At 45.1% G+C, this 15,645-nt stretch carries 8 protein-coding genes; 6 read left to right on the plus strand and 2 right to left on the minus strand.

Annotation, left to right across the window (positions count from 1 at the left end):
* Window positions 1-137 precede the first annotated feature (137 nt).
* Window positions 138-491, minus strand: coding sequence for a hypothetical protein (locus T515_RS05605; protein WP_036608680.1), 354 nt, complete (start codon window positions 489-491; stop codon window positions 138-140).
* 24 nt (window positions 492-515) lie between these two features.
* A complete protein-coding gene (locus T515_RS05610; RefSeq protein WP_036608681.1) occupies window positions 516-1,943 on the minus strand; it encodes an ISL3 family transposase in 1,428 nt (475 codons plus the stop codon).
* A gap of 877 nt (window positions 1,944-2,820) precedes the next feature.
* On the opposite strand from T515_RS05610, the gene rpoB reads away from it, so the two are divergent.
* The 6 genes from rpoB (at window position 2,821) to tuf (ending at window position 15,639) form a co-directional block, all read left to right on the plus strand.
* A complete protein-coding gene (rpoB, locus tag T515_RS05615) occupies window positions 2,821-6,942 on the plus strand; it encodes a DNA-directed RNA polymerase subunit beta (RefSeq protein ID WP_051671478.1) in 4,122 nt (1,373 codons plus the stop codon).
* Window positions 6,943-6,955: 13 nt separating this feature from the next.
* A complete protein-coding gene (gene rpoC / locus T515_RS05620; protein WP_051671479.1) occupies window positions 6,956-10,636 on the plus strand; it encodes a DNA-directed RNA polymerase subunit beta' in 3,681 nt (1,226 codons plus the stop codon).
* Between the two features lie 380 nt (window positions 10,637-11,016).
* The gene (gene rpsL, locus T515_RS05625) at window positions 11,017-11,436 is read left to right on the plus strand and encodes a 30S ribosomal protein S12 (protein ID WP_029200263.1); all 420 of its coding nucleotides are present in this window, start codon (window positions 11,017-11,019) and stop codon (window positions 11,434-11,436) included.
* A gap of 170 nt (window positions 11,437-11,606) precedes the next feature.
* Window positions 11,607-12,077, plus strand: a complete 471-nt coding sequence (gene rpsG, locus T515_RS05630; RefSeq protein WP_036608683.1) for a 30S ribosomal protein S7 — start codon at window positions 11,607-11,609, stop codon at window positions 12,075-12,077.
* A 15-nt stretch (window positions 12,078-12,092) separates the two neighbouring features.
* Window positions 12,093-14,213 carry an elongation factor G gene (gene fusA, locus T515_RS05635; RefSeq protein ID WP_036608685.1) on the plus strand — a complete coding sequence of 707 codons (2,121 nt, stop codon included), beginning with the start codon at window positions 12,093-12,095 and terminating at the stop codon, window positions 14,211-14,213.
* A gap of 232 nt (window positions 14,214-14,445) precedes the next feature.
* Window positions 14,446-15,639, plus strand: coding sequence for an elongation factor Tu (tuf, locus tag T515_RS05640; RefSeq protein ID WP_036608686.1), 1,194 nt, complete (start codon window positions 14,446-14,448; stop codon window positions 15,637-15,639).
* The last annotated feature ends 6 nt before the right edge of the window (window positions 15,640-15,645 follow it).

A 15,645-nucleotide genomic window follows, 5' to 3' on the forward strand; every position in this document is an offset into this window, starting at 1 on the left:
GGATCTCCAAAGTTTAGTGGGGTTTCCCAAAGTTATTTAGGGTCAGACAGTGGGGTCTGACCCTTTTATCATGCCTTTTTATTGGGGTTTAACTTTGGGGTCTGACTGTGGGGTCTGAGATTGGGGGCTGCTATTGATCAGAACCAAGTCTCTCCATCACCTCGGCTTGCTTTTTCAACCTCACGTATCCATTTCCTTGAAGCCATAGGATCATGACCTCTGTAAAGTAGATTTTTATACAGCTCATAAGCCGATTCTCCGTCATAACGATCCCCCAGAGCGGAAAGGATATCTTCTTTTAGAAATTCGCCATGCTCGGGACTGAGATATTTACTTAACTCATAGCGAAGACCTATGCACTGAAGTTCGAGGTATTGCTGATTCTTTACCAGTTTATCAATCAGTAAGCATAAGCTATTTATTGTTCCACAATTTTCGAAACAATCGTAGTCATCGGGCTCGATAACACTATACTTTTCATTTTTATCCATGTCTGATTATCCTCCAAAGCTGTTTTAATCAATGTATTCATCATCATCTTCATAGTTGTGTATCTGTATGGATGAATCTGTTCCATTAAGTACAGGACGGTTCCTCGTTGCATAGAGAAATCTGTTCCTGAAATGCTCGAAGTTTTTGTATCCTCTGCCCGCGCGTTTTAAGTCCTTTACCTTTCTGTTAAGGGATTCTATAGGTCCATTGGATAATCTTGAATCATAAAGACCGCAAGGGCCATTTTTCTGAGCCATGACAAAGGAATTAAGTATAGGATCCCGAAAGTTTTTAAGAGTATGAGAGAAATCCCGAAAGATCTTTTCTTCGCAGGATCCGTACAGCTTAATGAGCTTATCAAGCTCGGTTCCGGCATTAAGGACATCTCCTGCATAATGGGTGTTAAACTGAATGTAGAGTTCTTTTAAATCACGAAGCGATCGCAGATGTGGATCGATCTTAAAAAGAGCATCTTCATAGTCATAAGTATTCATAAGGCGATGAAAGTGCTTATCGTACCTGGTATCGGAATGGTAGGTTATGTTTGCCTGGTTGGATAAAACGAGAAAACGGTATTTGGAAAGCAGATATACTTCATCGGATAAAGGCGGATAAATTCTGTCAGGGATAACGGTATCCGACTGAAGAGAGCTTAAGAAGCGCTCCCTATCCCGATCTCGATACTTCTTCAGGAGTTGTCTAAAGTATTTATCAATGCCATTGTTCATCCATTGGATTACATGAAAAGAATCCACAACGGAGACAGCATTAGGAAAATACTTATCAACAAATCTAATGTAGGGGTTGTACATGTCTGATATCAGGTACTTTACTCTCTTACGTTCTTCGATAGGGATGTTGGAAAAGTAAGGCTCGGTAATAGATGATTTGCGGCTTTTTAAGATATCTATGGGATCCCCGGTATGGAAGTCCTGAATTACAAGAGCGTATTTACAATCACTTTCTATTTCTGTGTGAACTTCATCTATAGAAATGATGTCAGTCAATTCAAGTCGATCCAGCTTTACGTAACGATCAAATATTTCGTTAACGTGAGTATCTGAAGTGTTGAAACGCTTTGCGATGGATGCAGATGTTTCGTTCAGATCACGAAAAGCGTGAACAATGAGCATGTCAGTAGCGTTGCTTTGACGGCGGTTTTTATCAACAAATTTAAAATTTTCATTTGTTTCAAACCGACAGTCATTATTGATGCATCTCCAGCGGCGCTGCTTTAATAGTAAGATAAGGGAATAACCGTCCTGGAGAATAGGGTGAAGTACCTTACGAGTCCTGATACCTCGCGAGTGCATACGGAAACCGCACAAAGGACAGAAAGACTGCTTTGCAGAAGTTTCCAAGGTGATTAATTTAGTGGCTCCTTCGACAGTGATATCAGTAATGGTGACATCATTATCTTCAAGATCCAGTAAGTCTGTTATACTGTTCATGTAACCTCCTGTTTATTGAATTTTTGAGCAAATCCAATGATAGATCCGGGAGGTAGTGGGCGCAAGACGCCAAAAAGAAGAGGAGGTCTCTAAAAACAGAGATCTTCTCTTCTTATAAATTTAATTAAAAAACGTATTTCAGACCCCAATCTCAGACCCCAAAGTTAGACCCTAAACATTGACCCCAATGTTAGCCCCCATTGAAGTCAGACCCCAAACAACTTTGGAGACCCTTTTTAGTGTATAAGACCAGTATCAGGCGTCTATGTATACTGCGAGATAACTTGCAAGTATGCATAGACATCTGATACGACAACAGAAATCGAGAAGTAGAGCAATAGCGCTGATTCAAGATTTCTGTAGCATTGCGAGAGTGATAGCGGAGCAATGAGCAGGACTTATACAGATCATATACCAAAAAACTTCCGTCCCATTGCAGTGAGACGGAAGTTTTTGAAAGGAAGTAATTATGAGATTTGTTTATTTAAATGCCGAAGCACTTAATGGGCTTGTCTGAAAAACTAAGAATTTTTATGTTCTTTTGTTTTATGTACATAGATTAACATTGATAGTGTCACAATAGTGTCACAGAATTTAAGGGATTTTATTACAAAATTTATTTTTAAAAATGCATACAGACTATTGACTGGGGATATGTTATGAGCTAGAATAGCTTTTACTTATTTTGGAGTCGTGGGCTCAGTGCGCCCATTTTTTGGCTTGCAAAATATTAGCAACATATAACCAGATTCATTGAAATGTTGATACATCGAAATACAATGCTCGTAACGATGAATGCACATTTTGAGAAAATCCACATCTTTCTATGAATCACAACGATCAAGCGGGTGTCAACCCGCAATGGGGTGAACGGTCAATGGAAAAAAGCAAGATGCGTGTCGTTAAAAACGGCAAGAACGTCAGAATGACATTTGCGCAGCACGAAGAAGTGCTTGAGATGCCAAACCTGATTGAAGTCCAGAAGGATTCCTACAAGTGGTTCCTTTCAGACGGCCTCCGCGAGGCATTTGATGACATCTCTCCGATCCAGGATTTTGCTGGACACCTTTCCCTTGAATTCGTAGGCTACAAGCTCTGCGAGGGTGAGAAGAAGTATTCTATTGAGGAGTGCAAGGAGCGAGATGCTACATATGCTGCCCCTCTTAAGGTGAAGGTTCGTCTTATCAATAAGGATAAGGATGAGGTCAATGAACATGAGATATTTATGGGCGATCTGCCTCTGATGACAGATACAGGCTCATTTGTTATTAACGGTGCAGAGCGAGTTATCGTTTCACAGCTCGTTCGTTCTCCGGGTATCTACTATGGTTTAGACCATGATAAGATCGGTAAGGAGCTTTATTCATGTACGGTTATTCCTAACCGTGGTGCATGGATCGAGTACGAGACCGATTCCAATGATGTATTTTTCGTACGTGTAGACAGAACCCGTAAGGTTCCTGTTTCCGTATTTATTCGTGCCCTTGGTATCGGTAACAATGCTGATATCATTGAACTTTTCGGTGAAGAGCCAAAGCTCATCGCATCCTTCGAAAAGGAACAGCCTGAGGCACAGAACTATGAGGGCGGTCTTCTTGAACTTTACAGAAAGATAAGACCGGGTGAGCCTCTTTCGGTAGATTCCGCAAGTTCTCTTCTTAATGGTATGTTCTTCGACCCGCGCCGTTACGATCTTGCTAAGGTTGGACGTTATAAGTTCAACAAGAAGCTTCACTTCAAGAACCGAATCAAGGGACACACCCTTGCTGAGGATGTTGTTGATAATGAGACAGGCGAGGTTATCGCAGTTGCCGGCGAGCAGATCTCTTATGCAAAGGCAGTTGAGATTCAGGACGCAGCAGTACCATACGTTTGGATCGATGGTCCTACACGTAAGGTAAAGGTTCTTTCAGCTCTGGAAGTAAATCTTGACAAGTACGTTACATTCGATGCTGCGGATATTGATTACGATGAGGCCAAGGAGTACGAGCATGTAAGAGAGTATTTCCAGAAGCAGGCTGACCGTACAAACTCACTGCTCAGTGCGGATGCAGAGAAGAAGCTTTGGGATGGCCTTTCCGTTTCTGAGAAGCAGGCTATCGTTGATCAGGACAAGCCTGATGAGTTGGTTTATTATCCTGAGCTCAAGAGACTCATGGATGAGCATGCTGACGATCAGAGAGCTCTTCGTATCGCTATCATGAGAAACATGCATGAGCTTGTTCCGAAGCACATCACTAAGGAAGACATTTTTGCTTCCATAAACTACTGCATGCACCTCGAGGAGGAGATCGGTACAAAGGATGATATCGACCATCTCGGAAACCGTCGTATACGTGCTGTCGGAGAACTTCTCCAGAATCAGTACCGTATCGGTCTTTCACGTATGGAAAGAGTTGTTCGTGAGCGTATGGCAACTCAGGATATCGATCAGATCACACCTCAGAGCCTTATAAACATTAAGCCTGTTACAGCTTCTGTTAAGGAGTTCTTCGGTTCATCACAGCTTTCACAGTTCATGGATCAGAACAACCCTCTGTCAGAACTTACTCACAAGCGTAGACTTTCAGCCCTTGGACCTGGTGGTCTTTCAAGAGACCGTGCCGGATTCGAGGTTCGAGACGTACACTATACACACTATGGACGTATGTGCCCTATCGAGACACCTGAGGGACCTAACATCGGTCTTATCAACTCTCTTGCATCATACGCTCGTATCAATGAGTACGGATTTATTGAGTCTCCTTACCGTAAGGTAAACAAGGAAGATCCTAAGAATCCAAAGGTTACAAAGGAAGTTGAGTACCTTGCGGCAGACGAAGAGGATAACTATGTAGTTGCTCAGGCGAATGAGCCCCTTGACGCAGAAGGACACTTTGTTCATGACAATGTTTCCGGCCGTTTCAGAGAGGCTACACAGGCATTCCCTAAGGCTTCAATTGATCTTATGGACGTATCACCTAAGATGGTATTCTCAGTTGCTACATCCATGATTCCGTTCCTTCAGAACGATGACGCGAACCGTGCCCTCATGGGATCAAACATGCAGCGCCAGGCCGTGCCTCTTATGGTTACCGAGAGAGCAGCAGTCGATACAGGTATCTCTGCAAAGGCAGCTGTAGACTCAGGTGTATGCTGCGTTGCAAAGTACGATGGTGTTGTTGAGATTTCAGCTTCCAACAGGATCGTTGTCCGTCGTGATTCGGACGGAACTGTGGATGAGTACAAGCTCACCAAGTTCATGAGATCCAACCAGTCAAACTGCTACAACCAGAAGCCTATCGTTTTTGCAGGCGATCATGTTAAGGCCGGCGATGTTATCGCTGACGGTCCTTCAACATGTCAGGGTGAGATTGCACTGGGAAAGAATCCTCTCATCGGTTTCATGACCTGGGAAGGTTACAATTACGAGGATGCGGTTCTCCTTTCAGAGAAGCTGGTTCAGAATGATGTTTATACATCTATTCATATTGAAGAGTACGAGTGCGAGGCTCGTGATACAAAGCTTGGACCTGAAGAGATCACTGCAGACGTTCCGGGCGTAGGTGAGGATGCTCTCAAGAATCTTGATGAGCGCGGAATCATCCGTATCGGTGCCGAGGTTCGTGCCGGTGATATCCTTGTAGGTAAGGTTACTCCTAAGGGAGAGACAGAGCTTACTGCAGAGGAAAGACTTCTTCGTGCCATCTTCGGTGAGAAGGCACGTGAGGTTCGTGATACATCACTTAAGCTTCCTCACGGTGCTTATGGTGTGGTTGTAGATGCCAAGGTATTTACAAGAGAAAATTCAGACGAGCTTGCTCCGGGAGTTTCAGAGTCAGTTCGTATTTATATAGCACAGAAGAGAAAGATCGGTGTCGGTGATAAGATGGCCGGTCGTCACGGTAACAAGGGTGTATGCTCAAGAGTTCTTCCTGTAGAAGATCTTCCGTATCTTCCAAACGGTCGTCCTCTTGACATCGTACTTAACCCTCTCGGCGTTCCTTCCCGAATGAATATCGGTCAGGTCCTGGAGTTACACCTTTCTCTTGCTGCAAAGGTTCTGGGTATCGATGTTTCAACACCTATCTTTGATGGTGCTACTGAGCCTGATATCCGTCAGACCCTTATTCTTGCAAACGATTACGTAAATAAGTCATGGGAAGAGTTCTCTGAGTTGCACAAGGATGAGCTTGACCCTGAAGTATATGAGTACCTGGGCGCTCATCTCGATCACAGAGCTGAGTGGAAGGGCGTTCCTATCGGAACAGATGGTAAGGTTCAGCTTCGTGACGGCCGTACAGGTCTTCCGTTTGATGGCAAGACATCTATCGGATTCATGCACTACCTGAAACTTCACCACCTTGTAGATGATAAGATCCATGCCCGTTCAACAGGACCGTACTCACTGGTTACACAGCAGCCTCTCGGTGGTAAGGCGCAGTTCGGTGGACAGCGTTTCGGAGAGATGGAGGTTTGGGCCCTCGAGGCGTATGGCGCAGCTTATACTCTTCAGGAGATCCTGACCATGAAGTCCGATGACGTTACAGGACGTGTTAAGACCTACGAGGCTATTATCAAGGGACAGAATATCCCTGCTCCGGGTGTTCCTGAGTCCTTTAAGGTTATGCTGAAGGAGCTTGAGGCCCTTTGTCTTGATGTACGTGTTCTTGATGAAAATCAGAACGAGATCGAGATCAAGGAAGAGCTCTATGATGCAAATCAGGATATGCACCGTCTGCTTTCCGGCGGAGACAGCCGCTACGAGAAGAATGAGAATTATGGCCAGTATGGTTATGAGACTCAGGAATTCAAGAACGGTGAGCTTGTTAATGCTGACGATGCTGTGGCAGCTGCACAGGGCGTTGAGCTTTTTAGTGAAGATGATGAGCTTGAGAATGCCATCGCAGCTGACCTTGTAGATGATGATTATGATGAAGAGCCTTCATCTGATGATTATTTTGCAGAGAGTGACGCCGTTTCCGAGTCTGATGATTTCTCGGACGGTGATGATGAATAATTAGGAGGAATACATGGCACAGCTTGATAAAATAAATGAGCCTGTTCAGTTTGATTCAATCAAGATCGGCCTTGCCTCTCCGGAGAAGATTCTGGAGTGGTCTCACGGCGAAGTTAAAAAGCCTGAGACTATCAACTACAGAACTCTGAAGCCTGAGAAGGACGGACTTTTCTGTGAGCGTATTTTTGGACCGGTTAAAGACTGGGAGTGCCACTGCGGAAAGTACAAGAAGATCCGTTATAAGGGTGTTGTATGTGACCGCTGCGGTGTTGAGGTAACAAAGTCCTCCGTAAGACGTGAGAGAATGGGACATATCGCTCTTGCAGCTCCTGTTTCTCATATCTGGTACTTCAAGGGTATTCCTTCAAGAATGGGTCTGATACTTGATATCAGCCCACGTATCCTTGAGAGAGTTCTCTACTTCGCAAGCTATATCGTACTTGACAAGGGCGAGACTCAGCTTGAGTACAAGCAGGTCCTCTCCGAGAAGGAGTACAGAGATGCTGTTGAGCAGTACGGCTACGGCTCATTCCGTGCAGGAATGGGCGCCGAGGCTGTTCTTGAGCTTCTTCGAGGTATCGACCTTGAGAAGGAATACGCAGAACTCCGTCAGGAGCTTGACAATGCTTCCGGTCAGAAGAGAACAAGAATCGTTAAGAGACTTGAGGTTGTAGAGGCATTCCGTTCATCAGGAAACCTTCCTGAGTGGATGATCCTTACACAGCTTCCTGTTATCCCGCCTGATCTTCGCCCTATGGTACAGCTTGACGGTGGAAGATTTGCTACATCCGATCTTAACGATCTTTACAGAAGAATCATTAACAGAAACAATCGTCTTGCCCGTCTTCTCGAGCTTGGCGCGCCTGAGATCATCGTTCGTAACGAGAAGCGTATGCTTCAGGAGGCTGTTGATGCTCTTATCGATAACGGCCGTCGCGGACGCCCTGTAACAGGTCCCGGAAACAGAGCTCTGAAGTCACTTTCAGATATGTTAAAGGGTAAGCAGGGACGTTTCAGACAGAACCTTCTCGGTAAGCGTGTTGACTACTCAGGACGTTCTGTTATCGTCGTAGGACCTGACCTTAAGATCTACCAGTGCGGTGTTCCTAAGGAAATGGCTCTCGAGCTTTTCAAGCCTTTCGTAATGAAGGAGCTTGTAAACACAGGTAAGGCTCATAACATTAAAAATGCCAAGAAGATGGTTGAGAGACTTGATCCTCAGGTTTGGGACATCCTTGAGGGTGTCATCAAGGGCCACCCGGTTATGCTGAACCGTGCCCCGACCCTTCACAGACTTGGTATTCAGGCTTTCGAGCCTACACTTGTAGAAGGTAAGGCTATCAGACTTCACCCACTCGTATGTGCTGCGTTTAACGCGGACTTCGATGGAGACCAGATGGCTATTCACCTTCCGCTTACACAGGAGGCTCAGGCAGAGTGCAGATTCATGCTTCTTGCTCCTAACAACCTCCTTAAGCCTTCAGATGGTGGTGTTGTTGCCGTTCCTTCACAGGATATGGTACTCGGTATCTACTACATTACACAGGAGAGACCGGGCGAGCCTAACGAGGGTATGTTCTTCAAGAGCATTAACGAGGCTATCCTTGCAAAGGAGAATGGTTATATAACCATGCACACAAGGATCAGGTGTCGTATCAAGAAGGCTCTTAAGAATGAGGATGGCACAGAGAGACTCGTTGAAGGTGTCATCAATACTACAGTAGGTCGTCTTATCTTTAATGAGATCATTCCTCAGGATCTTGGATTTGTAGATCGTTCCATCCCTGGAAACGAGATTCTTCCTGAGATCGATGAGATCGTAAAGAAGAAGAACCTTAAGAAGATTCTTGAAAAGATCATGGATGTACATGGTGCAACCCAGACAGCACTCAGCCTCGATGATATCAAGGCAATGGGTTACCGTCAGTCAACCATCGCAGCTATGACCGTTTCAATTTCAGATATGACAGTGCCTGCTTCCAAACAGCAGCTCCTTGATGAAGCTCAGAAGACAGTTGATAAGATCGCACGTAACTACAGACGTGGTCTCGTAACTGAGGAAGAGAGATATCAGGAAGTTATCGATACATGGAAGAAGACCGATGATCAGCTTACACATGATCTTTTGTCCGGTCTTGATAAGTACAACAACATCTTCATGATGGCGGATTCCGGAGCCCGTGGATCTGATAAGCAGATCAAGCAGCTCGCAGGTATGCGTGGACTCATGGCAGATACAACAGGACGTACCATCGAGCTCCCTATCAAGTCAAACTTCCGTGAAGGTCTTGACGTACTGGAGTACTTCATTTCCGCACACGGTGCTCGTAAGGGACTTTCAGATACAGCTCTTCGTACAGCCGATTCCGGTTACCTTACACGTCGAATGGTTGACGTTACACAGGATCTCATTATCCGCGAACTTGACTGTGCAGCTGATAAGGACAAGATTCCTTTCCTTGAGATTTCAGAGCTTTCTGATGGTCAGGAGAAGATCGAGTCCCTTCAGGATCGTATCACAGGCCGTTACATCGCTGAGGATATAACTGATCCTGAGACAGGAAAGGTTATCGTTAAGGCTGATCACATGGTTACACCTAAGCGTGCACCACGTGTTATCAATGCTCTTAACAAGATGGGACGCAAGACAGTCAAGATCAGAACAGTCCTTACATGTCGTTCAAAGAACGGTGTATGTGCTAAGTGTTACGGTTCTAACCTTGCAACCGGACAGCCTGTTCAGATCGGTGAGGCAGTTGGTATCATCGCTGCTCAGTCAATCGGTGAGCCTGGTACACAGCTTACCATGAGAACCTTCCATACCGGTGGTGTAGCCGGTGGAGATATCACACAGGGTCTTCCCAGAGTCGAGGAGCTTTTCGAAGCTCGTAAGCCAAAGGGTCTTGCAATCCTTACAGAGATCCCCGGTGTGGTTGAAATCAAGGAAACAGCCAAGAAGAGAGAGGTTGTTGTTACAGACGCACAGAGTGCACAGTCAAAGACATACCTTATTCCTTACGGTTCAAGACTTAAGGTACAGAACGGTCAGGCTCTTGAGGCCGGTGATGTACTTACAGAGGGTTCAATCAATCCTCATGATCTCCTGAAGATCAAGGGCACAAAGGCAGTACAGGATTACATGATCTCTGAAGTTCAGAGAGTATACCGTCTGCAGGGTGTTGAGATCCAGGATAGACATATCGAGATGATCGTTCATCAGATGATGAAGAAGGAACGTATCAACGAGTCCGGTGATTCAAACTTTATCCCGGGCACAACTGTTGACCGTCTTGACTTCGAGGATGAGAACGAGAGACTTATAGCAGAGGGTAAGAAGCCTGCAGATGGAACAAGAATCATGCTTGGTATCACCAAGGCATCTCTTGCAACAGATTCCTTCCTGTCAGCTGCTTCCTTCCAGGAGACAACCAAGGTTCTTACCGAGGCTGCCATCAACGGAAAGAGAGATAACCTCGTTGGACTTAAGGAGAACGTTATTATCGGTAAGCTCATTCCTGCAGGTACAGGTATGAAGCGTTACAGAAACGTTGAACTTTCACAGGATATGGAAGATATCGAGGATGAGACAGAGCAGCTCTTCACACCTGATGAGGCATTCGACATCGATGCTGAAGGCGTAGAGAGAATCGCAGCCCGTCACAGAATCGAAAACCAGAAGAATAATGTACTGTAAAAGTGTTTCGCTGCGACCACCGAGCGGCAAGCTTGCTTGCCTGCTCGTGTGGGCATAGCGAAACCAAAGCAGGTATGAGGAAAAAAGCTACGCGAGCAAAGCGAGTGGAGCGATTTCCGAATACCTGCTTTTTTGATTGCGAGAGTGCGAAGCACGGAGCAATCAATACTTTTATATATAGAAAAGGAAAAGATCGCGAGTACACATAGCAATGCAAAACTGTCCATGCAGTCCCAGCAGCTCTGTAAAAAATATATAAATTCGATTGACAACAAAAACCGCTTGAAGTATAGTATCAAAGCATGCGTAAAAGCGTGTCCTGTTTCGATATTTCAGGGTCAAAAATATACATCATATAAACCTAACGAAAGGAGAACCAAATGCCTACATTTAACCAGTTAGTAAGAAAGGGCAGAACTTCTCAGAAGAAGAAGTCTACCGCACCTGCACTTCAGAAAGGATTCAACTCTTTAAAGAAGGTGGCAACTAACATTTCCGCTCCTCAGAAGCGTGGTGTATGTACAGCTGTTAAGACAGCTACACCTAAGAAGCCTAACTCAGCTCTTCGTAAGATCGCCAGAGTAAGACTTTCAAACGGTTTCGAAGTTACATCATACATTCCAGGAGAGGGACACAACCTGCAGGAGCACTCTGTTGTTATGATTCGTGGCGGCCGTGTTAAGGATCTTCCTGGTACAAGATACCATATCATCCGTGGAACACTGGATACAGCCGGCGTAGCAAACAGAATGCAGGCTCGTTCAAAGTACGGTGCAAAGAGACCTAAGGCTAAGAAGTAATTTCTTACCACATTAAGTAACAAAGACATGGTTAAAATGACGGATAATGGAACTCATTATTTATATAATAGATGTGTCCTTGTCCGCATGAACTCGCAAAACACTACATTAGGTAGCAGTTGCGTAGAGTACCGATGATCTAAAAACAAATTTTTAAGGAGGGAAGTAACGTGCCACGTAAAGGACATACTCTGCACAGAGACGTTCTCGCAGACCCAATGTACAATTCAAAGATTGTAACAAAGCTTGTTAACTCCATCATGCTTGATGGTAAGAAGGGTGTTGCACAGAAGATCGTTTATGGTGCATTCGAAATTGTCGCAGAGAAGAGCGGCAAGGAAGCTACAGAAGTATTTGAAGAGGCTATGAACAACATCATGCCTGTTCTTGAAGTTAAGGCTAAGCGTATCGGTGGTGCCACATATCAGGTACCTATGGAGGTTAAGCCTGAGAGACGTCAGACACTTGGCCTTCGTTGGCTTACAGAGTTCTCACGTAAGAGATCTGAGAAGACTCAGGCTGAGAGACTCGCTAACGAGATCATGGATGCTGCAAACAACACCGGTGCAGCTGTAAAGCGTAAGGAAGAGATGCATAGAATGGCTGAGGCTAACAAGGCATTCGCGCACTACAGATTCTAATAGGAGGGAAACACTTTGGCTACCAGAGAATATTCACTTGATCATACAAGAAATATTGGTATTATGGCACATATCGATGCCGGTAAGACTACACTGACAGAGCGTATCCTCTTCTATACAGGTGTTAATCACAAGATCGGTGATACACATGAAGGTACAGCAACAATGGACTGGATGGAGCAGGAGCAGGAGCGTGGTATCACTATCACATCCGCTGCTACAACCTGTCACTGGACACAGGAATTTGAGCATAAGAAGATTCCTGGTGCTCCAGAGTACAGAATCAACATTATCGATACTCCGGGTCACGTAGACTTCACTGTTGAGGTTGAGCGTTCACTTAGAGTTCTTGATGGTGCTGTAGGTGTATTTGATGCTAAATCAGGTGTAGAGCCACAGTCAGAGAACGTTTGGAGACAGGCTGATACATATCACGTACCTAGAATGGCATTCATCAACAAGATGGATATCGTAGGTGCAGATTTCTTCCATTCTGTTCAGACAATCGTTGATCGTCTTGGTAAGAACTGCGTTATGGTTCAGATTCCTATCGGACGTGAAGACACATACGTAGGTCTCATCGACCTTATGGAGATGAAGGCTTACTACTATAAGGATGATAAGGGCGAGGACATCGAGATTACTGATGTTCCTGCTGATATGGCTGATCAGGCTGAAGAGTACCACACAAAGATGGTAGAGCAGATCGCTGAGCTTGATGAGGAGCTTATGGAGAAGTATCTCGAGGGTGAAGAGCTCACTATCGAGGAAATGAAGAAGGCTCTTCGTAAGGCTACTATTGCAGGTGACGCTATTCCATGTCTCTGCGGTACAGCTTACAGAAACAAGGGCGTTCAGAAGCTTCTTGATGCTGTTATCGATTATCTTCCTGCTCCTACAGATGTTCCTGATGTTACAGGTACAGATCTGGACGGCAATGAGGATTCAAGACCTTCATCTGATGAGGCTCCATTCTCAGCTCTTGCATTCAAGATCATGACTGATCCATTCGTAGGAAAGCTTGCATACTTCCGTGTATATTCAGGTACACTTAAGACAGGTTCTTACTGCCTGAACTCTACAAAGGATAAGAAGGAGAGAGTTGGACGTCTTCTCCAGATGCACGCTAACAAGAGACAGGAGCTTGATGAGGTATTCTCAGGTGATATCGCAGCTGCTGTAGGTTTCAAGACTACAACAACAGGTGATACTATCTGTGATGATCAGCATCCTATCATTCTTGAGTCTATGGAATTCCCTGAGCCTGTTATCTCTGTTGCTATCGAGCCTAAGACCAAGGCTTCACAGGGTAAGATGACAGACGCTCTTGCAAAGCTTGCTGAAGAGGATCCTACATTCCGTGTAAGAACTGATGAAGAGACAGGTCAGACAATTATCTCAGGTATGGGTGAGCTTCACCTTGAGATCATCGTTGATCGTCTTCTCCGTGAGTTCCATGTAGAAGCAAACGTAGGTGCTCCTCAGGTTGCTTATAAGGAGACATTTACTAAGGCTGTTGATGTACAGGGCCGTTATGTTCACCAGTCCGGTGGTTCAGGTATGTACGGTGACTGTAAGGTTAAGTTCGAGCCTATGGACGCAAACGCTGAAGAGACCTTCAAGTTTGAGTCAACTGTTGTCGGCGGATCTATCCCTAAGGAGTACATCCCTGCTATCGAAAAGGGTATCAGAAACGCTGCTCAGTCAGGTATCCTCGCAGGATATCCGGTTCTTGGTATTCACGCTAATGTTTACGACGGTTCATACCATGATGTCGATTCTAACGAGCGTGCATTCGAGTTCGCAGGTTCTATCGCATTCAAGACAGCTATGGAGAAGGCAGATCCAGTTCTTCTTGAGCCTATCATGAAGGTTGAGATCGTAACTCCTGAGGAGTACATGGGTAACGTTATCGGCGATGTAAACTCTCGTCGTGGACGTATCGAGAGCATGGAGGACATCCCATCAGGTAAGCAGGTTAACGGTTTCGTTCCTCTTGCTGAGATGTTCGGATACGCAACAGACCTTCGTTCAAAGACACAGGGTCGTGCAAACTACTCAATGTTCTTTGATCACTATGAGAAGTGCCCTAAGAGCGTTCAGGACGCTGTTCTCAAGGAGAGAAACGGTAAGTAATTACCACTTCTTCTAAAAAATCAAAAAAAGTCAGTATTTTTGGGCTCAGAAACCAATCTGATGCCCAAAAATACTTGATAAAATAATATTTCAATGTTAAAATCATGTTTGCTGATTGCTTAGAGGATACTCTGAGCAGTTTTGCAGTATGTACTGCACGGAGCATGCGAGCGCATGCATGGTGCTTGACATGATTTTCGTTGTATTACATTTTCCAGGAGGGATTTAAAAAATGGCAAAGGCACATTTCGAAAGAACTAAGCCACATGTTAACATCGGTACTATCGGTCACGTTGACCATGGTAAAACAACTCTTACAGCTGCTATCACAGCAGTTCTCGCTGACAGACTTGGACTTGATCCAGCTGTTCCTTTCGATCAGATCGATAAGGCACCAGAGGAGAGAGAAAGAGGAATCACTATCAACTCTGCACACGTTGAGTACGAGACAGAGAACCGTCACTATGCTCACGTTGACTGTCCTGGCCACGCTGACTATGTAAAGAACATGATCACTGGTGCTGCACAGATGGATGGTGCTATCCTCGTTGTTGCTGCTACTGATGGTGTTATGGCTCAGACAAGAGAGCACATCCTTCTTGCTCGTCAGGTAGGTGTTCCTGCTATCGTTGTATTCCTTAACAAGTGCGATATGGTTGATGATGATGAGCTTCTTGAGCTCGTTGAGATGGAGGTTAGAGACCTTCTTAACGAGTACGAGTTCCCAGGCGATGAAATTCCAGTTATCCGTGGTTCAGCTCTTAAGGCACTTGAGGATCCTAAGTCTGAGTGGGGCGACAAGATTCTTGAGCTCATGGCTCAGGTTGATTCTTATATCCCAGCTCCTGCTCGTGAGACAGATAAGCCTTTCCTTATGCCAGTTGAGGACGTATTCACAATCACAGGTCGTGGTACAGTTGCTACAGGCCGTGTAGAGCGTGGTGTTCTTCACCTTAACGATGAAGTAGAAATAGTAGGTATCTCTGAGGAGACTCAGAAGACAGTCGTAACAGGTATCGAGATGTTCCGTAAGACTCTTGATGATGCTGAGGCTGGTGATAACGTAGGTCTTCTCCTTCGTGGTATCAACCGTGACCAGATCGAGAGAGGTCAGGTTCTTTGTAAGCCAGGTTCTGTAAAGTGCCACAGCAAGTTCCAGGCTCAGGTTTACGTTCTTACAAAGGATGAAGGTGGACGTCATACTCCTTTCTTCACAAACTACAGACCTCAGTTCTATTTCAGAACAACTGACGTTACAGGTGTTTGCCACCTTCCAGAGGGTACAGAGATGTGCATGCCTGGTGATAACACAGAGATGAGCGTTGAGCTTATTCACCCTGTAGCTATGGAAGAGGGTCTTCGTTTCGCTATCCGTGAGGGTGGTAGAACTGTAGGATCAGGAAGAGTTGTTTCTATCACAGAGTAATTCTTA

The organism is Oribacterium sp. P6A1 (assembly GCF_000702885.1).
Lineage (GTDB): Bacteria > Bacillota > Clostridia > Lachnospirales > Lachnospiraceae > Oribacterium.